This window comes from Bacillus pumilus (assembly GCF_003431975.1).
Classification (GTDB): domain Bacteria; phylum Bacillota; class Bacilli; order Bacillales; family Bacillaceae; genus Bacillus; species Bacillus pumilus_N.
Map to the genome: position 1 here is coordinate 2,639,653 of NZ_CP027116.1, position 23,561 is coordinate 2,663,213.

Consider the following 23,561-nt stretch of genomic DNA (forward strand, 5'->3'; position numbering starts at 1 on the left):
TCCCAACAATGCCCTTAAAACTCATCATTATTTATTGAAACCAATGAAAGGTTGATAAGCTCCCAAGCAAAAAATAATTGATCATCAGCACAAGAAATGAAGCGACATTCCATAGTGCCACAATTTTGCCCTGCATATTTCTCACCAATCTGATATATAAGTAAAAGCCATATAAAAACAGCATAATAAACGAACCCAGTACCTTTGCATCTGTCCAGTACAACGTATCATACGAAATATATGCCCAAATGATGCCAAGAATTAAACTAAGCAAAAGCATTGGCACGCCAATAATGTTTAAAACGTATGCCATATGATCAAGCTTTGATAAATCTTCAATTCTCAGAAGCCATTTTCCCCATTTTTTCTTTTTCAGCAAACGATATTGAAAGAGATAGAGAAGAGAGAAAGCAAATGAAAGTGAAAAGGCACCGTATGATAAAATCGCCATCGTAATATGAATCACTAGCAATTCACTCGTCAGTTTCCCCGTTAGTTCTGCTGAGTGGAGATCGGATGGTGTAAAGGTGTGAATGGCCATCATGGAAAAACCGATGACATTTGTAAAAAAGACGATAAATTCAACACGCAATACTTTTGTAAGCACAAGAGATAGTGTCACAAGCACCCACGTATAAAAATATAACCCCTCTGCTACATTCAACACAGGGAATCGGTCTGTTTCCATCATAATATAGAACATGTAGACTGTTTGCAGCAGCCAGACAATAGAAAGCAACCAGAAAGCTATTTTTCCAGCCTTCCGGTTGTGTTGAAGAAAATCTATGAAATAGAACAAGACACTTAGTGCATAGATCAAGATCGTCGCTTCATTGAGTCTCGCTACAATGAATTCCATCATCGCTTAATCACTCACTGGCAACTGTAGCAAAGCCTTGTGCCATATTTGGTTTGAAGAGCTGAAATGACCCTTGCTCTACTTGTACAGACTCCACCTTTTGCTCTTCATCTTCAACCTGTAAATCAAAGATTTCTTTAAAGAGTAAAAGTTTTTCCTCTGCATTCGGCTCCGCAGCAATTTCTTTTGCCTTTAAGATAGGATCTTTCAGCATTTGATTGATGATACTTTTCGTATGTTTATTTAACAGCTTCATTTCACGATGTGTGAGGTTTGGAAGCTTTCGTTCAATGCTCTGCATCGTATCCGATTGAATTGTCAGTGCCTTTTCTCTAAGGGCAGAAATGATAGGAACGACTCCAAGCGTATTCAGCCATTGCTTAAATTCCACAATTTCTGCTTCAATGAGAAGCTCAACCTGCTCAGCCACGGCGCGGCGCTCTTGTAAGTTAGCTGCCACGATGCCCTCAAGGTCATCAATGTCATACAAAAAAGCACCTTCTACTGCAGAAATGGCTGGATCTAAATCACGGGGCACAGCAATATCCACCATAAATAGAGGTCTGCCCTTCCGCTTTTTATTCGCATTTTCGACCATTTCTTTTGTAATGACAAATTGCTTAGCACCAGTGGAGCTAATTACTATGTCCGCTTCGGATAACGTTTTTTCCAATTGGTTTAAGCTTTTAGGCTCTCCTGAAAAACGGCCAGCCAATTCTTTTGCTTTCTCATACGTTCGATTGATGACCGTTACTTGGCCAATTCCTTGACCCTGTAAGTTTTGAGCCGCCAGTTCACCCATTTTACCCGCACCAAGAATCAGGACATGCTTATCAGAAAGCCGCCCAAAGATTTTTTTAGCAAGCTCGACAGCTGCATAGCTGACAGACACGGCATTAGACGCAATATCTGTTTCCGCATGAGAGCGTTTTGCAACGGTAACCGCCTGTTTGAATAAATAATTGAAAACGGTACCAATGGTCTTCTCCTCTTGAGCTACTTTAAAGCTAGAGCGCACTTGACCAAGTATTTGTGTTTCGCCAATTACCATGGAATCAAGTCCACAGGCCACACGAAATAAATGCTCAACCGCTCCATCATTTTCATAGAACTTCAAATACGGAGAGACATCTTCCTTTTCTAAACCGAACCAATCGGCTAAAAATCTTTTTATATAAAACCGTCCAGTATGAAGTTGATCTACCACTGCGTAGATCTCTGTTCGATTACATGTTGAGATGACGATATTCTCTAGAATGCTTTTTTCTTCTTTAAGCTTGGACATCGCTGTTCCGAGCTCGCTCGGTTCAAAGCTCAGCTGTTCCCGTATCTCAACAGGGGCTGTTTTATAATCTAAACCCACAACAAGAATATGCATAACTTCAGCTTGCACCCCCAACGCCCTGTCTAATTTATAATAATTACAATATAGAATTTATTATTTATAATGATTATAACATATATTCATTTTTAACTGGATAAAAATTGTGAACAGATTTCAAAAATGTTGTGATATAGTAGAAAAATGTTCGACATCGATTATGCCATATCATCACTTCAAGCAATTTACCAGATTTGGCGCGTGCGGACAAATGATCTGCTTAAAAGAAGGTGACATCTTTGAAGAAGAAATCCATTTTGCTGCCGCTCACTTTACTGGCTGTAGCGCTATATGCCATTCTCTCAGGAGGTCAATTTGACATTTGGAAGGATCAAGAGAAATGGTATACACTTGTACTGCTTTTTGGCCTTGCTTTCTTATATCAAGGAAAGAAGGAGCAAGAAAGCGCTCATGTGTTTATCGGTATGCTTATGACGGGCCTTTCGCTACACTTTATTCTTCAGCCAAAATTAGACCACTGGCCAGATACTTTTACGATGATCGTATTCATCGTTGGACTTGCGCTTTTTGTGAAATCATCTCAGAAAAAAGAATATCGCATTGAAAGTATTGTTTTGATTGCACTCGGTTTGTTCCTTTATTTCTTTCAGCAAATTACAAAACAGCTAAGTTCCCTTTCGATCCCTACTTCTGGTTTTGAATTGTACTGGCCTTATGTACTGATTGCTGTCAGTCTCCTCTTATTATTTTTAAAAAGGAAATAATTTATACAATAAAAAGGCATCTGCCCATGACAGATGCCTTTTTTTAGTGATTAATTTTCGCAAGGATGGCATTCCAGGCTTCGTCTTTTCCCTTTTTTGTTTCAGAAGAGAATAAGATCAATTCATCTGATGGGTCAATGTCAAGCGTCTGTTTGACGACTTTCGCATGTTTTTCCCATTTGCCTTTCGGAATTTTATCCGCCTTTGTTGCGATGACAATCACGGGAACTCCGTAATATTTAAGGAATTCATACATGTTCACATCATCTACTGATGGCTTATGACGCAGGTCCACAATTTGAACGACTGCTTTTAATTCTTCACGCATTGTAATATACGTTTCGATCATTCTACCCCAGGCTTCACGCTCTGTCTTTGATACTTTGGCAAAGCCATAGCCTGGAACGTCCACAAAATGGAGCATATCATTAATAATGTAGAAATTAAGCGTTTGAGTCTTACCTGGTTTAGAAGACGTACGTGCTAAATTTTTACGATTAATCAATGAGTTGATGAACGAGGATTTTCCTACATTTGATCGTCCAGCAAGGGCGATTTCAGGCAGTCCCACACTTGGGTACTGCTCTGGTTTGACCGCACTAATGACGATATCTGATTTTGTTACTTTCATCTTCCCTCTCCTACCAACGCTTTCTCAAGCACTTCATCTAAATGTGAGACCGGAATAAAGGTTAGTCCTTCTCTCACACTTTCAGGAATATCATCAATATCCTTCTCATTGTCCTTTGGAAGAATAATCGTTTTCAACCCTGCACGATGTGCGCCTAATGCTTTTTCTTTTAGTCCGCCGATTGGAAGCACTCTTCCTCTTAGCGTAATCTCTCCTGTCATACCAACCTCTTTTGACACAGGTCGTCCTGTGAGTGCTGATACAAGAGCCGTCGCAATGGTGATACCAGCTGATGGCCCGTCCTTTGGAACCGCACCCTCTGGAACATGGATATGAATATCATGCTTTTCATTAAAATTAGGATCAATGTTCAGTTCATCTGCTTTTGAACGAATATAACTGAACGCCGCCTGTGCTGATTCTCTCATGACATCTCCAAGCTTACCTGTTAACAAAAGCTTGCCTTTACCCGGTGAGAGTGATACCTCGATCGACAAGGTGTCTCCACCAACTGTAGTATACGCAAGTCCTGTGACAACTCCCACTTGGTTTGTCGTTTCAGCCTGTCCATAACGGTAAAGTCTTTTTCCGAGGAATTCAGATAAGTTCTTTTCCGTCACTGTGATGCGTTTGCGGTCTTCAGACACAATCGCTCTTGCCGCTTTTCGGCAAATGGCCGCAAGCTGACGCTCTAATCCGCGAACACCTGCTTCTCTAGTGAAATAGCGAATCATATCATAAATCGCTGCTTCACGAAGCTGCAAGTTCCCTTTCTTTAATCCGTGCTCCTTCAGCTGCTTCGGCAGAAGGTGATCTTTCACAATTTCTGCTTTTTCAACCTCTGTATACCCTGCAATCGTGATAATCTCCATTCTATCACGAAGTGGACCTGGAATGGTTGCTAAATTGTTGGCAGTGGCAATAAATAACACTTGAGATAAATCAAATGTCTCTTCAATATAATGATCGCTAAAGTTATGATTCTGCTCTGGATCTAACACTTCAAGCATTGCAGAGGATGGATCACCTCTAAAATCTGAGGACATCTTATCGATCTCATCTAAAAGGAACACAGGATTCATTGTTCCTGCTTTGCTCATCCCTCGAATGATACGGCCTGGCATCGCACCTACATACGTTCTTCTATGCCCGCGAATCTCAGATTCATCACGAACACCGCCAAGAGAGATTCGGATGAACTTGCGATCAAGTGATTTGGCAATGGATTTAGCAAGTGACGTTTTCCCTACTCCAGGAGGTCCTGCTAAGCAAAGAATCGGTCCTTTTAATGAATTGGTCAGCTTCTGTACAGCGAGATATTCAAGCACACGTTCTTTGACCTTTTCCAGTCCGTGATGCTCATCGTCTAAAATTTCACTTGCAAGCTTTAAATCTAGACGATCTTCTGTATAGATGCCCCAAGGAAGATTGATCAGCCAATCAATATAATTTCGAATGACAGAGCTCTCAGCAGAGCTTGAAGGAATTTTTTCATAACGATTCAATTCTTTGAGCGCCGTTTCACGAACTGAATCCGGCATGCTGGACTCTTCGATTTTAGACATTAAAGAGCTGACTTCGCCTGTTTTTCCTTCTTTATCTCCCAATTCTTTTTGGATGGCTTTCATTTGTTCACGTAAATAATATTCTTTTTGCGTACGTTCCATTGAACGTTTCACGCGCTGCCCGATTTTCTTTTCAATCTCCAGCACTTCTTTTTCATTATGAATTAAGCTGATGACTCGGTTCAGTCGTTTTTTCACATTTACAGTTTCAAGAACTTCTTGTTTGTCCTTTAATTTGAGCGGCAGGTGAGAAGCGACGATATCTGCCATTCTCCCCGGTTCCTCAATATCCGTTACTGTTGCATATGTTTCAGCTGAGATTTTTTTTGAAATTTTTATGTATTGATCAAAGTGATCTAACAATGTGCGCATGAGTGCTTCTGCTTCTGCGTCCTTTAATTCTTCTTCTGCCAATTCTTTAATGTCGACGGACGTATAGTCCTCCAGCTCGACGTATGATTCGATTTGCGCTCGATTTAAGCCTTCAACGAGTACACGAATCGTTCCGTTTGGCAGCTTCAGCATTTGTTTAATTTTTGTGTAGGTGCCGACTTTGAAAATTTCCTCTTCACCTGGTTCATCTATTGAAATTTCCCGCTGTGTTGCTAGAAAAATCATATGATCGTTCATCATCGCCTGTTCTAATGCTTGAACAGACTTCTCGCGTCCAACGTCCAAATGCAAGACCATTGTTGGATAAACAAGCAAGCCTCGCAATGGAAGGAGCGGAACATTCTTTTTGATTTCATCTGCCATGTTGATTGACACCTCCGTCACTAGTATGAATCATTATAATATACCTGTTTCAGTCTTGTACAATGTAAAAGACTTGAGAAATGTTGATCTTACCGTAGTATACCCTTTCTTTTTATCTTGAAAAAGAAAAAAAGATCTATTTCACTAAAAAATCCCCATATGTGATGGGGATTAAACAGATTTTCTTTTCATTTCGTCTTCTAGTCCATCTTTCTTCTCGTCTGGCGGGTTGACCAAACACTGATCCAGCACCTCTTGGAAGTGCTTCACAGGCACAATGGTAATCCCTTCTATCTCTTGTAAGATCGACTGCTGGTTGTCATAAGGAATAATGACGGTTGAAGCACCCGCTTGTTTTGCTGCCTTAATCTTCGGTATCACACCACCAATCGGCTTCACCTGACCCTGTAATCCGATTTCACCCGTCATCGCTGTCAGATGATCGATAGGGATTTGATGGATAGCTGAGAAGATCGCGGTCGCCATGGCAATTCCAGCAGACGGCCCATCAATAGGGGCACCGCCTGGAAAATTAATATGGATGTCATATTCATTTGTCCGAATACCTAAATTTCGAAGCACTGTTAATACATTTTCAACTGACCCTTTGGCCATACTTTTTCGTCGAATGGATTTCGACTGATTGCCAATGCTTTCTTCTTCTGCAATACCTGTAATGTTGATACTGCCTTTTTCAAGCGCCTTGCAGATATTCACTTCAATCTCAAGTAAGGCACCGCTGTTTGGTCCATAAACGGCTAGACCATTGACAACCCCCACTTTTGGCTTTTCTGGTACTTTTTGTTCATATCTTGGTGTGAGCTGGCTTGAATGAATGACCCATTCAACATCTGCGATCGTGATGTCTTTTCGGTTTTCCGTGACCGCCATACCAGCAGCAATCTGCACCATATTAACCGCTTCACGTCCATTTTTCACATAGGTGGTTAAAAGGTCCAGCCCTTCATCACTTAATTCCTTTTGAATCTTTTGGACAGCCTTCGCAGCGACAATTTTCAGTTCATGCTGATCAAGGTCTTTAAAGAAAATTTCTAGACACCTTGAGCGGATCGCTGGTGGGATTTCATCAGGTGTTCTTGTCGTCGCACCAATCAATCGAAAATCGGCTGGAAGTCCATTTTGGAAAATATCATGAATGTGATTCGGAATTTGTGTGTTTTCTTCACTGTAGTAAGCACTGTCTAAAAACACCTTTCGATCTTCGAGTACTTTCAGCATTTTGTTCATTTGGATTGGATGCAGTTCGCCAATTTCATCGATAAACAAAACCCCGCCATGAGCATGCGTGACAGCTCCTTGTTTTGGCTGCGGAATGCCCGCCTGCCCCATCGCTCCCGCCCCTTGGTAAATCGGGTCATGCACGGAACCTATCAATGGGTCTGCGATGCCTCGTTCATCAAATCTTGCGGTTGTGGCATCAAGCTCTACAAAGACGGCATCTTTCTTAAATGGTGAGTCGGCGTGACGCTTCGCTTCTTCCATGACAAGACGGGCAGCGGCGGTTTTACCAACTCCGGGTGGTCCGTAGACGATCACATGCTGAGGGTTAGGTCCGCATAGTGCCGCTTTTAGTGCACGTATGCCGTCTTCCTGCCCTACAATATCTTGGAATCCCTTTGGCCGGACTCTCTCTGATAAAGGTTCACTCAGTTTGATTGACCGCATCTTTCTGAGTGCTTCCATTTCTTTCTTTGATTCTTTGTCTATCGTCACCTTTTGTGTGCGCTGATTTCGCAGTAAATTCCAAAAGTACAGCCCGATGACGATACCAAAGAACAGCTGTATGAATAATACGATTCCTGTCCAGCTCAATCGGTGCTCCCTCCTTCATCTATCGTATGTATTGGTTTCTGTCTGCTAGTATTTCCTAGAGCTGGACGGAATAAACACAACTTCCACGATAAATAAAAAACTCCTGAATCAAAAAGATTCAGGAGTCCTCACTTCTCTTATGCAGATGTTTTCGTATCTTTATTGATGACTGTGCCGTCCTTTAACACAAGGCGCGGTGACTCGCCATCAGCAACCGTTTCACCAGTGATCACACATTTTTCAATGTCATCACGTGATGGAAGGTCAAACATCACATCAAGCATGATGCCTTCAATGATGGAACGAAGACCACGAGCTCCTGTTTTACGCTCAATTGCTTTTTTCGCAATTTCGCTAAGAGCATCTTCTTCAAACTCAAGCTCTACATCATCAAGCTCAAGCATTTTTGTATATTGCTTAACGAGCGCATTTTTAGGCTTCGTCAAGATCTCTACAAGTGCTTTTTCATCTAACGGCTCTAAGCTTGCAATAACCGGTAGACGACCGATGAATTCAGGGATTAAACCGAAGCGAAGTAAGTCTTCTGGAAGTACTTTTGATAGAAGGACTTCTTTTTCAAGATCTTCGACTTTATTTTCCGCACCGAATCCAATGACTTTTTGACCTAGACGGCGTTTGATGATTTGCTCAATACCGTCAAAGGCCCCACCACAAATAAAGAGGATATTTGTTGTATCGATTTGAATAAATTCTTGATGAGGATGCTTACGTCCACCTTGAGGCGGTACACTAGCAACAGTTCCTTCAAGAATTTTCAAGAGTGCTTGCTGAACACCTTCCCCAGATACATCACGAGTGATAGAAGGGTTTTCTGATTTTCTTGCTACTTTATCGATTTCATCGATGTAGATAATGCCTTTTTCCGCTTTTTCTACATCATAATCGGCTGCCTGGATCAACTTTAGTAAAATATTTTCTACATCTTCACCAACATAACCTGCTTCAGTTAATGATGTTGCATCTGCGATCGCAAATGGAACATTTAAAATACGAGCAAGCGTTTGAGCAAGTAATGTTTTACCGCTTCCTGTCGGTCCAATCATAGAGATATTACTTTTCGAAAGCTCAACATCATCAATCTTGCTGTTTGAATTGATCCGTTTGTAGTGGTTATACACCGCTACAGCTAAGGATTTCTTCGCATTATCTTGTCCGATGACATATTCATCAAGAATCTCCCGAATTTCATGAGGCTTCGGAACATCCTTGAATTCAACTTCTTCCTCTGTGCCGAGCTCTTCTTCAACTATTTCCGTGCAAAGCTCGATACATTCATCACATATATATACGCCAGGTCCTGCGACCAGTTTACGCACTTGATCTTGCGTTTTTCCGCAAAACGAGCATTTTAATTGTCCTTTTTCCTCGTTGAATTTAAACATTCTTTCACCCCTTATTCTTCTTCACTTGCCTGTAGCTAACAGTCAGCTACCTTTCTGGGTCCAGTATGTATGCATTTTACCATACTTTCCTAAAAGACGGTAATGATGTGTTTCTAACACTGCACATTGAGATATGTATGACAGAAAGTTGCGACTTACACTATCGTTTCCAAAAGAAGCGATGATAAGTCAAAAATTGTACAAAACAAGGCACGAGTCACTCGCGCCCTGTTTTATTATTATGCACCATATTAACGGTTTTCTACAAGAAAATCAATTGCTTTGCGAACTTTTAGATCTTCTTTCATTGCGTCAGTAGATCCGATCGCTTGTTTAATATTTTCAATTGGCATGTTGTATGCTTCAGCCATTTTTGAAAGTTCTTCTTCTACTTCTTCATCAGACACTTGCAAGTCTTCTGCAGCAGCAATTGCTTCAAGCGTTAGGTTAGATTTCACACGTTTAGCAGCATCTTCTTTCATTTGCTCTTTCAGCGCGTTTTCATCTTGTCCTGAGAATTGGAAGTAAAGCTCAAGGTTCATTCCTTGCATTTGAAGGCGTTGTTCGAATTCTTTCATCATGCGGTCTAACTCTGTGTCAACCATCGCTTGTGGGATGTCAACTTCCGCATTTTCAGAAGCTTTCTCCACTAGCTCTTCACGAAGCTTACCTTCTGCTTCATTTTCTTTCGCTTCTTCAAGACGTTTCTTTGTTTTTTCAGTTAGTTCAGCAAGAGTTTCTACTTCTTCATCAGCATCTTTCGCAAACTCATCGTCAAGTGCTGGAAGTTCTTTTGCTTTGATTTCGTGAATTTTCACTTTGAATACAGCTGGTTTACCCGCAAGATCTTCAGCATGGTATTCTTCTGGGAATGTCACTTCCACGTCTTTTTCAGCGCCAGCTTCAAGACCAACTAATTGCTCTTCGAAACCAGGGATGAATGAACCAGAACCTACTTCAAGAGAGTAGTTCTCAGCTTTTCCGCCTTCGAATGCTTCTCCATCAACGAATCCTTCGAAATCAAGAACAACTGTATCGCCGTTTTCGATTGCGCCTTCTTCTTTTACAACAAGCTCAGCTTGACGGTTTTGCATGCCTTTTAACTCTTCTTGTACATCTTCATCAGTGACAGTAGCGTCGTCTTTTTCTACGTTAAGACCTTTGTAGTCACCAAGTTTCACTTCAGGCTTCACTGTTACTTTTGCAGTGAAGATTAAGCTTTCGCCTTTTTCGATTTTCTCAACATCGATTTCAGGGCGGTCAACTGGCTCGATACCAGCTTCGTCGATTGCTTTTGGATATTCAACTGGAAGAAGAATATCTAATGCATCTTGATAAAGAGATTCTACACCAAAACGCTGTTCGAAAAGACCACGTGGTACTTTCCCTTTACGGAATCCAGGGATCGATACTTGCTTGACAACTTTCTTAAACGCATCATCAAGTGCTTTGTTAAATGTTTCAGCATCAACTTCTACAGTTAAGACGCCTTCGTTACCTTCTTGTTTTTCCCATTTTACTGACATGTGTGTTTCCCTCCAAAAATCTATTCAGATTGTGCGTTGTTACATTCTAAAGCATCATAAAGACTTCGTCCAATCAAAAACCACGCACTCCGCTAAAGATGCGGTATTATGTATACAACATTTGACTTGATTATACATATCGTCTTTCAACCGTTGGAATCTTACAACTGCACGATATATGCACAAATACAACCATTATATTATAACATAACAAGTCCGTCTTTCAACTAAATCGACAAATTACAAATAAGAAATTTCTTCAATATCTCTCAGCATTGTGCAAGTTTCTTTCAGCTCTCGTTCATTAAATTCATACAATAGATGCAATTCTTCGAGGTCAATCTCGATTCCATGCATTTCATAGCCGACTTTGTGAAGTGCCGCTGCCCAAAGATTCGGATCTGTGTATTTAGGAAGAAATGGGTAAAGCACAAATAAGTGCCGGCGCCATAACTCTTCCACACCTTGATACAAGGTTGGATTCTCATTGCCGAGCGTGTCATCAAGCATACGCAGAACTTGCTGTAGAAGCGGCATCTGCTCAGGCTTGACAGCCTCCGAAGGAATAAGGGTTAAAGAATCACCGAACTTCGTCACATGAACCGGTTTTGCCACATCATGATCTGACAGAAGCTGCAGGATCAATGATTTGACCAAAGGGTTTCCATCAGGCTTTTGTAGGATCGTATTTAATAGCCCCATATGCGGCGTGATGTTTCGGTCTTTCAGCGAATGGATGAACTGCACCTGCTCTTCTGGCCGCTCGAGCATATCATCTATATTGATTTCGCCGCCGTCTTCCTCATCTTCATCTACAATCTGTTCAGGTGATTCGATCATCTTCCTACTAAATTCGAGTAGCTTGTAAAAATGCTCCGCGCTTTCTGCTGGGAGGTGGTTTTCCTCAAGCACGGCTTCAATTGTCTGCTTCACTTCTTCATATTCTTTCAGCTGAATTAAGATCGTCATATACACTTGAAGCACGGTGAAGTAGTGTCCATAGCCCTCATTCAGCATCTTTTCACACACACGCTTTGCATCCTGCAGCTCACCCAGCTCCAGAAAACAAATCGCCATACCGAGGTGAATATCCGATTCTTCATCGTCATCATAAGATTTTGCTTCGGAAAACAGGTGAAGCGCCTCTTGATACTGTTTATCTTTTAATGCCGCCATTCCTTTTTCAATCAGTCTTTCTTTCAGACCAGGAAACAAAATGACATTATCTTTCTTCTTGTCATGTTTCATGCTTACGTTCCTTTCGGGCGCATATTTTTTATCAGTTTACCAACGAAGGTTAGTAAATACAAGTAACGAGAGGTTTTCATGCAAAAAAGAAGCCATCACACCTCAGGCGGACGGCTTCTTGTTGTTTACACACGCAGCCAGCTGCTGCGCTTATCTTCAAATGCTTGAATGTCTTCTTCTAGTAGTAAAGTTAATGAAATCTCATCATAGCCATTCAGAAGCATTTCTCTCCAGTGAGGATCGACATCAAAAGGAGTGATATTCCCTTCGTGATCTTCTATTTGTTGTTTTTCCAGATCAACTGTCATCTCATATCCTTTGTTCTCATATGAGGCAGCGAATGTTTTCCACACATCATAATCAAGGCGAATTGGAAGCATGCCATTTTTAAAGCAATTTTGGTGAAAAATATCTGCGAATGATGGTGCGATGACAATTTTGAAACCATAATCATCGAGTGCCCAAGGGGCATGTTCCCTTGATGACCCGCAGCCAAAGTTTTCTCCTGCGATCAAAATGGATGCTCCTTCATAAATCGGCTGATTCAGCTCGAAGTCAGGATTTGGACTGCCGTCGGCTAAATACCGCCAGTCGAAAAAGGCAAATCTGCCATACCCTGTTCGTTCAATTCTCTTCAAAAATTGCTTTGGAATAATTTGATCTGTATCTACGTTGATACGGTTAAGCACAGCGGCTTTCCCTTTGTGTGTGACTAAAGGCTCCATCTATGACAACTCCTTACACGACTGTTTTCTCTTGATTAAACTTCCTGACATCGACAAATCGGCCATGTATTGCAGCCATTGCAGCCATTGCCGGGCTGACAAGATGCGTTCTTGCACCCTTCCCTTGACGTCCCTCAAAGTTTCGGTTTGATGTGGACGCGCAGCGTTCGCCTTCTGGCACCACATCGTTATTCATACTAAGACACATACTGCAGCCAGATTCTCTCCATTCAAATCCTGCTTCAAGGAAAATTTCATGAAGACCTTCTTCTTCTGCTTGCAATTTGACACTTTGAGAGCCAGGCACCACAATCGCTCTAACATGATCAGCTACTTTTTGTCCTTCTATCATAGAAGCTGCTTGGCGCAAATCAGTCATTCTTGAGTTCGTACATGAGCCGATAAACACATGTTCAATTGTAATATCTTCAATACGCTGATGCGGATGAACACCCATGTATTCGTATGCACGAATGGCTTCCTTTTGATCATCTTCTTGTGCAAAATCCTCAGGTCCAGGGATGGATGCATCCACAGGCAGCACCATTCCTGGGTTAATACCCCATGTGACCATTGGTGAAATCTCATTTCCATCTAAAACAATCGTTTTATCATAAGTTGCACCCGGATCTGTTCTTAAGTCTTCCCATTCTTTAATCGCTGCTTCGAAGTCTTCGCCCTGCGGTGCATATTTGCGGTCGCGGCAATATTCAAAAGTAACTTCATCCGGTGCAATCAATCCTGCTCTTGCGCCTGCTTCAATCGACATATTGCAAACGGTCATCCGTTCATCCATTGTCATGTTTCTGAATACTTCCCCAGTGTATTCAATGACATAACCTGATCCGAACTTCACGCCATGCGCACCAATGACTGCTAAAATGACATCTTTGGCTGTTACCCCTTTTTGCAGCTTTCCGTCAACTCTAATTTCTAACGTTTTCGGACGCTGCTGCCAAAGTGTTTGTGTAGAAAGTACATGTTCAACCTCACTTGTACCAATGCCGAAAGCAAGTGCGCCAAACGCGCCATGAGTTGATGTATGACTATCTCCGCAAACGATTGTTTTCCCCGGAAGTGTCAAACCAAGCTCTGGTCCAACAACATGGACAATCCCTTGGTCTACACTATGAAGATCAGCTAGGCGAACGCCAAATTCAGCACAGTTGCGCTCTAAAGCACTCACTTGTTTTTTAGCAACCTCATCTTTGATCACAAATCGATTCACAGTCGGGATGTTGTGATCCATCGTCGCAAACGTATTTTGAGGTCTTCTTACCTTACGCCCTTTTTGTCTTAATCCTTCAAACGCTTGAGGTGATGTCACTTCATGCACCAAGTGCAGATCAATATATAAAAGGTCTGGTTTCCCCTCGCCGCTTTTGACAACGTGCTGATCCCATATTTTTTCGATGATTGTTCGAGGCATAACCCTTTTCCTCCCTCTACCTAATTCCACAAGATTCTATTTATACAATTGTTTTCGCGCGCTGCTTGAGTGCGTCTACAACTGCATGAGTTATTTCTTCAGTTGTTTGATACGTTCCCTCTTTTGCCGATAAGTCCTTTGTTCGTTTGCCAGAGGCAAGAACAGCTTCCACAGCTTCTTCTATTGCAGCCGCTTCTTCTTCTAACGCAAAGGATGTTCTAAGCAAGCTTGCTGCTGACAAAATAGTTGCCAGAGGGTTTGCGACGTTTTGCCCCGCAATATCGGGTGCAGATCCATGAATCGGCTCATATAAATGGAGGCCGGTGCTTGATAGACTAGCAGATGGTAACATACCGAGTGATCCAGTAATCATTGAAGCCTCGTCACTTAAAATGTCGCCAAACATATTCTCTGTCACAATGACATCAAATTGAGCAGGCTTATAAATCAGCTGCATGGCTGCATTATCAACGAGCATGTGCTCAAATTCGACGTCTGGATATTGAGCAGCTACTTCTTCTACCGCATCCCGCCATAGTTTACTAGAAGCAAGAACGTTCGCTTTATCCACAGACGTTACTTTTTTCCGTCTCGTTAACGCCATATCGAATGCTTCTTTTAATACACGGACAATCTCTTCCTTTGTATAAAGAAGTGTATCGACCGCTGCTTCCTTTCCTTCTTCATCTGTGTATCGCTCGCTCGGTTCACCAAAATAAAGGCCGCCTGTTAATTCACGAACAATCACAAAATCGACTCCGTTAATGTGATCCTGCTTTAAGGGTGACGCCTCGCTTAAGCTATCGAACACCTTAACAGGACGAATGTTTGCAAACAAGTCCAGTTGTTTACGAATGGCGAGCAGGCCTTTTTCCGGACGAAGTTCTGGCGGGTTCTGATCCCACTTTGGTCCGCCGACTGCTCCTAATAAAATTGCATCAGCGCTTTTGCATACATCTACCGTTTCTTTTGGGAGCGGATTGTTTTTTTCATCTATTGCAATACCGCCAATGAGCGCCGTTTCGAATTCGAATTCGTGCCTAAATTGTGCCGCTGTCTCTTTGAGGACAGCGACCGCCGATGTCACAACTTCCGGTCCGATTCCATCGCCGGGCAAAAGTGCAATTTTCTTTTTCATGAGGACCTACCTCCTTTCCTATGAGATGGCGTGATGTTTCTCAATTTCTATGAGATTTGATTTAAAGATTAAATGCCTGTTTACTGCATTGACGTAGGCCTTCGCTGATGCTTCTAGCACATCTTGCGCCACACCGCGTCCAGCTGTTTCTTTTCCTTCTATTGAAACACTCACATATACTTCGGCTAGTGCATCTCTACCTTTTCCATTTGATTGGATACGGTAGTCTAGCAAATGAATTCTTTCCTCCATACAACGTTCCAGCGTGTTATACACAGCTTCTACACTGCCTGCGCCTGTAGCTGCTTCTTGAATAACTGCCTGCGTTTCTTGATTTTTCAAAGAAACCGTTGCTGTCGGCATCTGTTCTGTTCCGTAGTGCACTTGAAGACTTTCAAATTCATAACCAATTTTTCGGTCTGCTACTTTTTCTTCTAATATAATAGAGATCAAATCGTCATCTGTGATCTCTTTCTTCTTCTCCGTCAAGTTCTTAAATGTTTCGAAGAACTTATTGATTTCTTCTTCTGTCAGTTTAAAGCCTAACGTTTTCATACGATCTTTAAATGCATGTCTGCCGGAGTGTTTCCCAAGGACAAGTACATCTGTTGTCACACCGACAAGCTCTGGAGAAATGATTTCATAGGTTGTTTTTTCTTTGAGGAAACCATCTTGGTGAATACCTGATTCATGTGCAAAAGCATTGTTGCCAACGACTGCTTTATTACGTGGTACAATCATTCCAGAGTATTTGCTCACTACATCACTTGTACGCTTAATTTCATTCAATTGGATGGTTGATTCGACCTGGTAGAAGTCTTTTCGAATATGAAGAGCGACGGCAATTTCTTCTAAAGCAGCATTTCCTGCGCGTTCTCCAATTCCATTGACAGCCGTTTCAATTTGATCTGCCCCATTTTCAATGGCAGCAAGTGAGTTAGCTACAGCCATTCCTAGATCATCGTGACAGTGAGCAGACAAGTTGACGCGGTCGATATTTGGAACGTGTTCCTTCATATATTTAAAGATATTGCCATACTCTTTTGGCGCTAAGTATCCAACTGTATCTGGGAGGTTAACGACACTTGCTCCAGCATCAATGACCTTCTCTACAATTTCTGCTAAGAAAGCAAGATCTGTACGGCACGCATCTTCTGCTGACCACTGAACAACTGGAAAGCGTTCTTTCGCGTATTTCACCATTGAGACAGCCTGTTCTACGACTTCTTCACGTGTTTTTTTCAGTTTATGCTTGAGGTGAATGTCAGAAGTGGCAATAAAGATGTGAATTCTTGGTTCAACTCCATCTTTTAACGCTTCCCATGCAGCATCAATGTCACCTTTTACACATCGTGCAAGACCAGCTACTGAACAGTTTTTGATCGTTCTGGCTATTTCTTGTACGCCTAAGAAATCCCCTCGGGATGAAGCGGGAAAACCCGCTTCAATAATATTAACCCCAAGGCGCTCAAGCTGCTTTGCAATGATTAGCTTTTCTTGTGCATTTAAGTTCACTCCTGGTGATTGCTCGCCATCTCGAAGTGTTGTGTCAAAAAAATTAATTTTCCGCACCGACGCTCACCGCTTCCTTTTTCTTTCCTTGTTTGACGAAAGGCATCATTTCACGAAGCTTTCTTCCAACAATTTCAATTTGGTGCTCATTTTCATTTGCATTGATTGCATTGAAACGTGGACGATTCACTTGGTTTTCAACGATCCATTCTTTTGCAAATGTACCGTTTTGGATGTCAGTTAAGACGGCTTTCATGGATTCTTTTACGTTTGCATCCACAACGCGCGGTCCTGATACGAAGTCACCCCATTGTGCTGTATCTGAAATTGAATATCTCATACCTTCTAATCCTTCTTCGTACATAAGGTCAACGATCAGTTTCAGTTCATGCAGACACTCGAAGTATGCAAGCTCTGGCTGATAACCTGCTTCTGTTAACGTTTCGAATCCTGCTTTCACTAGTGAAGTAAGACCTCCACAAAGGACGGCTTGCTCACCGAATAGATCCGTTTCCGTTTCTTCTTTAAATGTTGTTTCAAGGACGCCCGCTCTTGCTCCACCGATTGCTTTTGCATAAGCAAGTGCCTTGTCTTTCGCTTGCCCAGATACATCTTGGTAGATAGCAAATAGTGCAGGTACACCAGCGCCTTGTTCATATGTTCTTCTCACAAGATGTCCTGGACCTTTTGGAGCCACAAGATACACATCTACGTCACTTGGAGGAACGATTTGATGGAAGTGAACGTTGAATCCGTGTGCGAAAACAAGCGAGTTGCCAGCTTCTAATTGATCTTTGATTTCTTCGTCATATACTTTCTTTTGTTGCTCATCTGGTAGTAGTACCATCACGACATCTGCTTGTGCTGCCGCTTCTTTTACTGTGAATACTTGATGGCCGTCTTCTTGTGCTTTTGTATAAGATCCACCTTTTCTCACGCCAACGATCACATCTACGCCGCTTTCTTTTAAGTTGAGTGCATGTGCATGACCTTGTGATCCATACCCAATGATAGCAACCTTTTGACCATTTAATACGTTTTCTTGAATATCACCGTTATAATATACTTTTACCATTTGACTCTCTCCTTTTGTTTAGACAATTGAAATTGTTTTATTTGATTGCGGCTTTTGCTGATTATCTCTCGCAAAGGCCGTGGTGCCAGTTCTGGCGACTTCTTTAATGCCGTATGGCTTAAGTAATTCAATGAGTGCTTCAATTTTTGAAGACTCACCTGTCACCTGAATGACGACACTCTCTCTGCTTACATCTACAATAGAAGCTCTAAACGGTTCAATGACCCCTGTGATCTCCATTCTAGATACTGGTGCAGAAACGACTTTTATCAAAGCCAGCTCTCGCTGAACGATTGATTGGTTTGTAATGTCTGTTACTTTGAGGACATCGATTTGTTTGTTCAGCTGTTTTGTCAGCTGTTCGATGTCTTTCTCTTGGTCTACATGGACGACGAACGTAATGCGTGATACATCTTGAATCTCAGAATGGCCGACCGTAATGCTTTCAATGTTGTAGTGTCTTTTGGTAAAAAGGCCAGTGATTCGGTTCAGTACGCCTGATCGATTTAATACAGTCAACACAATAATTCTTTTCAAGGTTTCACCCCCACCATCTCATGAAGTCCTTTCCCCGGTGCAACCATCGGGAATACTTTTTCATCTCTCGCTACATTGACATCGATGAAAACAGGCTCTCTAGAGGTGAGCGCTTCTTCAAGCTTTTCTTTCGCCTCTTCGTCTGATGAGATTCTGATTCCTTTAATGCCATAAGCTTCAGATAATTTTACGAAGTCTGGCTGCTCTGAAAATTTAGAATATGAGTAGCGTTCTTCGTAGAAAATTTCTTGCCATTGTCTTACCATTCCAAGACTGTGATTATTCAGAACAATCACTTTCACTGGAAGGTTCAGCTCACGGATAACGGCAAGTTCTTGCAGGGTCATTTGGAAACCTCCGTCTCCTAAAATCGCCACAACCGTTGCCTCTTGATCAGCTAGCTGTGCGCCAATAGCTGCCGGTAAACCGAAGCCCATCGTACCAAGGCCACCAGATGTGACCCATTTATCTGCATTTTCAAATGGATAGAACTGTGCTGCCCACATTTGGTGCTGTCCGACATCAGTTGCCACAATGGCTTCACCTTTTGTGAATTGATGAATGTATTCGATCAGCTTCTGAGGCTTGAAGCCCTCCGCTTCGTTTTCAACGTACCAGAGCGGATATTCTTCCTTCCACTGATCTAATTGGTTTTTCCATTCGTCTGACTCCCCTTGCTTCCCGTCTTGCTTGATCAGCTCTTCAAGAACTAGTCTACTGTCTCCAACAACCGGGATATGGGTATGAATGTTCTTGCCAATTTCAGCTGGGTCAATATCAATGTGTGCTACTTTTGCATGTTTCGCAAAATGATTGAGATTGCCTGTTACCCTGTCATCAAATCTCGCACCGATTGAAATGAGCAGATCACATTGATGAAGGGCCATGTTCGCCGCATATGTGCCATGCATACCAGCCATCCCTAGGAAAAGAGGATGCTTTGCTGGGAATCCGCCAAGACCAAGCAGTGTATGAGCAACCGGGATTTGCTGCTGTTCTACATACTGTCTTAATTCTTCAGACGCTTTGCCATGAAGAACGCCAGCTCCTGCGAGAATGACCGGTTTCTTCGCTCTGCTGACAGCTTCTACTAATTTGCGAATTTGCAAATAGTTCGGCTCGACTTTTGGCTGATAACCAGGTAAATCAATTGGCTGATCGTATTCAAACGTTCCTTCAATACCTGCCACATCTTTTGGAATATCAATCAAGACTGGTCCAGGTCTCCCTGTTGTTGCAATATGGAACGCTTCTTTAATGACGCCCGGTAATTCCTCTGGATTTCTTACTTGGTAGCTGTGCTTTGTAATGGGCATTGTGATACCAAGCACATCTGCTTCCTGGAAAGCATCCGATCCAATGACTGAGGTTGCCACCTGTCCTGTAAAGACGACAAGAGGAAGTGAATCAATCATTGCGTCTGCAATTCCTGTCACAAGGTTTGTCGCTCCAGGTCCTGATGTTGCAATGACAACACCCGGTTTGCCAGATACTCTTGCGTATCCTTCTGCTGCGTGAATCGCTCCCTGTTCATGTCTTGGCAGGACATGAAATAAACCAGAATCATAAATTTTATCGTAGATCGGCAAAACCGCTCCGCCTGGATATCCGAAAATAACTTCTACTTTTTCTCTTTTCAGTGCTTCAATTAGCATGAGTGCACCGTTCATCGTTTGTGGTGCTTTAGATGTTTCCGTCTCCACTTGTACATTTGTCCCCATTTGATTTCCTCCTCTTTGTCTTGCTTCAGTCAAGTTTTTTCACCCTTTTCCATTCAAGATCGAGATTTTAGACCATATAAAAAAGCCTTCTCACCCCACAATGACACTACTTTTCACTAGGTCAAAGGGGCGAAAAAGCTTTGTTTTTCGCGGTACCACCCTTGTTCACGGCAAAATCAGCTGCCGTCTCATGGACATCTTTTCATCCATTTTGGTAACGAGTGAGCAATGTCACTCGGTCTGCCCTACTATCATTTCAAGCAGACACTCGGAGGTGAGTTCACTTTAGAAAGTAACACCGGTTTCCACCTAGCACCGGCTCTCTGTAGATACTGACTCTAAAGCTACTAGTCCTCTTCAACGTTTATCGATATCTATTTAGCTTGCGTGAATGTTTTCATCTGTAAAAACGACTTTTTCTCCTTCTTCAACCACTCGCTTACGGAATTGTTCAAGAAGTTTGTTTGTATGAACACCAGGTTTCCCTTCACCGATTGTACGACCGTCAACTTTTACAACGGCAATGACTTCGGCTGCAGTTCCTGTCAGAAAAACTTCTTCTGCTGTATACACATCGTGTCTTGTGAATGGTTGTTCTTTCACTTCGTAGCCTAAGTCTTCTGCAATCTCCATGATGGCATTTCTTGTGATGCCTTCAAGAGCGCCGATATAACCTGGCGGTGTATAAAGTTTACCTTTTTTATAAATAAACACATTGTCTGCAGAACCTTCTGCCACGTACCCTTGATCGTTCAGCATCAGCGCTTCACTCACACCGGCCATATGGGCTTCGATTCGGACAAGAATGTTATTCAAATAATTTAATGATTTCACTTTTGGACTCAGTACATCGGGACGATTTCGTCTCGTCGGTACTGTCACAATATCAATACCTGTTTCATATAGGTGCTTTGGAAAGATGGCCAGCGGTTCTACAATGATCACTGTATTGGCTCTCCCGCAGTTGTTTGGATCTAAACCAAGATCACCAGCTCCTCTTGAAACAACAAGACGAATATAGGCATCCTTTAGTCCGTTCCTTTCAACTGTATGAATCATTTTTTCGGTGAGTTCCTCAAGTGAATATGGAATGTTCAGCATAATGGATCTGGCGGAATCATACAGGCGGTCTAAATGTTCTTTCATTCGAAAGATATTTCCGTTATATACGCGTATCCCTTCGAACACACCGTCACCGTATAAGAAGCCATGATCATAAACTGAAATTTTCGCATCTTCTTTTTTCACGAGTTCATCGTTTAAAAAGATCCACTGTTCCTTTTGGTCTTCCATTTTCAGTGAGCACCCTCTCTTTCAAACAAAAAGTAGTTGAATTTTCAGACACTTAAATTTGAAGCGTCTCACGCTTGCTCTGCGTGTTTGTTTAGCTTTTGTTGAACCCATCTTACGCCGCTTTCCATACAGTGTCAACAGCATTTTTAAAATTATTAGACAATTTAGATTAATCAAAATAAAATGTATACGCTTACACCTTTGCTAGACAAGGAATGAAAAAACTTAAAATTTTTTGTATTTTTTCTTCAATTTATTTACTTTACCTGAACGGTTTTCATTTGAGAAAACGTTTGTCATATTTTTTTACATAGTTTTTAATAAATATTAGTAGATTTTAGCGCATTTGTTTTTTCCTTCGGTATGCCTTTCTAAAGCGTTTTCCTATGAATATATGATAAAATGAGAGCATCATATAGAAGGAGGGCAACACATGGCTAACATCAGAGGTTATATCGGAACGTATACAAAGGGAGACAGTAAAGGCATTTATACTTTTACATTAAATACGGACAAGCAGCAGATTGAACAAGTAGAAGTGGCTGCTGAACTTGAAAATCCTACATATTTAACCGTCTCAGATTCTCAACAATTTGTGTATGCTGTTGTGAAAGAAGGATCACAGGGCGGCCTTGCTGCGTATCAAATTGATGAAGAAACCGGCACACTTCGTTTCATCAACCAAGAGCTTGCCGATGGCGCTTCTCCTTGCCACGTCAGCGTGGACAGTCAAACAAAAACAGCTTTTACAGCGAACTATCATAAAGGAACAGCAGAGATGTATGAAATCGATGCTGAAAATGGCTCAGTGATCCGCACACTGTCACAGGCACAGCATGAAGGAACTGGCCCTAACGAAGACCGTCAGGAAAAACCGCACACTCATTTTATGGGTCTGACACCAGATGAACAATTTGCAGTGGCTGTTGATCTTGGGACAGATGGTATTTATACGTATAAGAAAGAAAACGGTAAACTGGAGCTCGCCCATACATTTGAAACAAAACCAGGCACAGGTCCTCGTCATATTACATTCCATCCAACGAAACCTGTAGCATATGTGATGACAGAGCTAAGCTCAGAGGTGATTGTACTTCGTTACTTTGAAGATGGTCATTTCGAAGAGATCCAAACAATCGCAACCATTCCAAGTGACTTTACAGAGAACAATCAAGGCAGTGCCATTCACGTCTCTTCTGACGGCCAATTTGTTTATGCAGGAAATCGCGGACATGACAGCATTGCGATTTTCAAAGCAGATGCTGATGGTCAGTTAAGTCTTGTCGAGATTTCTTCTTCTGAAGGAAACTGGCCTAGAGACTTTGTGCTTGATCCAACTGAAGAATTCCTCATCGGTTCAAACCAAGAATCTAGCAACCTAGTGTTATACAAACGCGACAAAGAAACAGGGCGACTGACTGTCTTACAATCAAATATCTCAGTTCCTCATCCGGTTTGTGTGAAATTTTTAGGATAATGAAAAAAGCCTCCGTTATTGGAGGCTTTAGATTGTTGACAAAGGGCTAAAATGATCTTTATTTTAGTCCTTTGTCTTCTTTTCAGCGTGATAGAAAACCTTTGAAGTCTAGGAAGGACGAGCACTGGCGCGGAGCGAATTTGACATTCGTGAGCACCAGCGCGCAGGACTGACACCGAATGCGAGGGTTTGTCTACACGCTGAAGCCTCCGTTATTGGAGGCTTTTCTTTATGCAGACGGTACCCCGCCATCTTCTAGCTTTTGATCAATCAGAGACGTATCGGTTTTTTCACCGAACCATTTTGACAGCCTGTCCCTCGCTTTTCCTTTCACATCATCATCAATGTATACCGCTACTTGAATTAGAGCAAATGTGATCGCGCCTAAATCATCTGTGTAGCCGACACCGATCAATGTATCAGGAATAAGGTCAATTGGAAGGATAAAGTATCCAAGCGCCCCAATAATAAGGGTCTTCGCTTTGACAGGTACTTCAGGTTTTTGCAATGTATAGTAAAGTAATAGCACAGCATAGACAAGAGAGACACCCGCTTTTTGTGCTGTCTTTTTTAACTTTTCCCAAAAGGCATGATCATTAAAATGCTTCTTCGAACGCTTTAATAGTTCTTTTTTCTCAGAACGATTCATCGTATCGCCTCCATCTTCAGCATAGCCCTTTTTCTTTAGTTATACAAGATATCCACCGATTCGACAAACAAAAAGCAG

The 23,561-nt window shown here is 42.0% G+C and carries 19 protein-coding genes and 1 other annotated feature; of the genes, 2 read left to right on the plus strand and 17 right to left on the minus strand.

The window, feature by feature from the left end:
• Positions 1-31 precede the first annotated feature (31 nt).
• Together C5695_RS13610 and hemA are read right to left on the minus strand one after the other, a co-directional pair.
• Positions 32-862 (minus strand): cytochrome c biogenesis protein, encoded by an 831-nt coding sequence (locus C5695_RS13610; RefSeq protein ID WP_117731183.1) that lies wholly within the window; start codon positions 860-862, stop codon positions 32-34.
• Between the two features lie 7 nt (positions 863-869).
• The gene (gene hemA, locus C5695_RS13615) at positions 870-2,237 is read right to left on the minus strand and encodes a glutamyl-tRNA reductase (RefSeq protein WP_117731184.1); all 1,368 of its coding nucleotides are present in this window, start codon (positions 2,235-2,237) and stop codon (positions 870-872) included.
• A 242-nt stretch (positions 2,238-2,479) separates the two neighbouring features.
• Here hemA and C5695_RS13620 point away from each other — a divergent pair, with 242 nt between their 5' ends.
• A complete protein-coding gene (locus C5695_RS13620) occupies positions 2,480-2,965 on the plus strand; it encodes a hypothetical protein (RefSeq protein ID WP_117731185.1) in 486 nt (161 codons plus the stop codon).
• 43 nt (positions 2,966-3,008) lie between these two features.
• On the opposite strand, the gene yihA is transcribed toward C5695_RS13620, so the two are convergent.
• The 14 genes from yihA to ilvE form a co-directional block, all read right to left on the minus strand.
• Positions 3,009-3,596, minus strand: a complete 588-nt coding sequence (gene yihA, locus C5695_RS13625) for a ribosome biogenesis GTP-binding protein YihA/YsxC (RefSeq protein WP_117731186.1) — start codon at positions 3,594-3,596, stop codon at positions 3,009-3,011.
• Positions 3,593-5,917: an endopeptidase La gene (gene lon / locus C5695_RS13630; protein ID WP_117731187.1), complete on the minus strand. Its 2,325-nt coding sequence runs from the start codon at positions 5,915-5,917 to the stop codon at positions 3,593-3,595. Before lon ends, yihA begins: the two co-directional genes overlap by 4 nt.
• Before the next feature lie 171 nt (positions 5,918-6,088).
• Entirely contained in the window at positions 6,089-7,750 is a 1,662-nt protein-coding gene (gene lonB / locus C5695_RS13635) for an ATP-dependent protease LonB (protein ID WP_117731188.1), read from the minus strand.
• A gap of 137 nt (positions 7,751-7,887) precedes the next feature.
• The gene (clpX, locus tag C5695_RS13640; protein ID WP_117731189.1) at positions 7,888-9,153 is read right to left on the minus strand and encodes an ATP-dependent protease ATP-binding subunit ClpX; all 1,266 of its coding nucleotides are present in this window, start codon (positions 9,151-9,153) and stop codon (positions 7,888-7,890) included.
• A 251-nt stretch (positions 9,154-9,404) separates the two neighbouring features.
• The gene (gene tig / locus C5695_RS13645) at positions 9,405-10,679 is read right to left on the minus strand and encodes a trigger factor (protein ID WP_117731190.1); all 1,275 of its coding nucleotides are present in this window, start codon (positions 10,677-10,679) and stop codon (positions 9,405-9,407) included.
• A gap of 240 nt (positions 10,680-10,919) precedes the next feature.
• Positions 10,920-11,927 carry a DNA damage checkpoint antagonist DdcA gene (ddcA, locus tag C5695_RS13650; protein ID WP_117731191.1) on the minus strand — a complete coding sequence of 336 codons (1,008 nt, stop codon included), beginning with the start codon at positions 11,925-11,927 and terminating at the stop codon, positions 10,920-10,922.
• Between the two features lie 125 nt (positions 11,928-12,052).
• Positions 12,053-12,652: a 3-isopropylmalate dehydratase small subunit gene (leuD, locus tag C5695_RS13655; protein ID WP_117731192.1), complete on the minus strand. Its 600-nt coding sequence runs from the start codon at positions 12,650-12,652 to the stop codon at positions 12,053-12,055.
• A gap of 13 nt (positions 12,653-12,665) precedes the next feature.
• Positions 12,666-14,081 carry a 3-isopropylmalate dehydratase large subunit gene (leuC, locus tag C5695_RS13660; protein WP_117731193.1) on the minus strand — a complete coding sequence of 472 codons (1,416 nt, stop codon included), beginning with the start codon at positions 14,079-14,081 and terminating at the stop codon, positions 12,666-12,668.
• Between the two features lie 40 nt (positions 14,082-14,121).
• Positions 14,122-15,219, minus strand: coding sequence for a 3-isopropylmalate dehydrogenase (gene leuB, locus C5695_RS13665; protein WP_117731194.1), 1,098 nt, complete (start codon positions 15,217-15,219; stop codon positions 14,122-14,124).
• 18 nt (positions 15,220-15,237) lie between these two features.
• Positions 15,238-16,791, minus strand: a complete 1,554-nt coding sequence (locus C5695_RS13670; protein WP_117731195.1) for a 2-isopropylmalate synthase — start codon at positions 16,789-16,791, stop codon at positions 15,238-15,240.
• The gene (gene ilvC, locus C5695_RS13675) at positions 16,778-17,806 is read right to left on the minus strand and encodes a ketol-acid reductoisomerase (protein WP_034661704.1); all 1,029 of its coding nucleotides are present in this window, start codon (positions 17,804-17,806) and stop codon (positions 16,778-16,780) included. The genes C5695_RS13670 and ilvC overlap by 14 nt, the downstream gene beginning before the upstream one ends.
• An 18-nt stretch (positions 17,807-17,824) precedes the next feature.
• On the minus strand, positions 17,825-18,343 hold the full coding sequence (gene ilvN / locus C5695_RS13680) for an acetolactate synthase small subunit (RefSeq protein WP_117731196.1): 519 nt from the start codon (positions 18,341-18,343) through the stop codon (positions 17,825-17,827).
• A complete protein-coding gene (gene ilvB / locus C5695_RS13685) occupies positions 18,340-20,064 on the minus strand; it encodes an acetolactate synthase large subunit (RefSeq protein WP_117731197.1) in 1,725 nt (574 codons plus the stop codon). Before ilvB ends, ilvN begins: the two co-directional genes overlap by 4 nt.
• Before the next feature lie 122 nt (positions 20,065-20,186).
• Positions 20,187-20,434: a binding site (T-box leader), on the minus strand.
• A gap of 8 nt (positions 20,435-20,442) precedes the next feature.
• The gene (gene ilvE, locus C5695_RS13690) at positions 20,443-21,357 is read right to left on the minus strand and encodes a branched-chain-amino-acid transaminase (protein ID WP_117731198.1); all 915 of its coding nucleotides are present in this window, start codon (positions 21,355-21,357) and stop codon (positions 20,443-20,445) included.
• Between the two features lie 433 nt (positions 21,358-21,790).
• On the opposite strand from ilvE, the gene C5695_RS13695 reads away from it, so the two are divergent.
• The gene (locus tag C5695_RS13695) at positions 21,791-22,834 is read left to right on the plus strand and encodes a lactonase family protein (RefSeq protein ID WP_117731199.1); all 1,044 of its coding nucleotides are present in this window, start codon (positions 21,791-21,793) and stop codon (positions 22,832-22,834) included.
• 229 nt (positions 22,835-23,063) lie between these two features.
• On the opposite strand, the gene C5695_RS13705 is transcribed toward C5695_RS13695, so the two are convergent.
• Positions 23,064-23,483 (minus strand): YkvA family protein, encoded by a 420-nt coding sequence (locus tag C5695_RS13705; RefSeq protein ID WP_117731201.1) that lies wholly within the window; start codon positions 23,481-23,483, stop codon positions 23,064-23,066.
• Positions 23,484-23,561 lie beyond the last annotated feature (78 nt).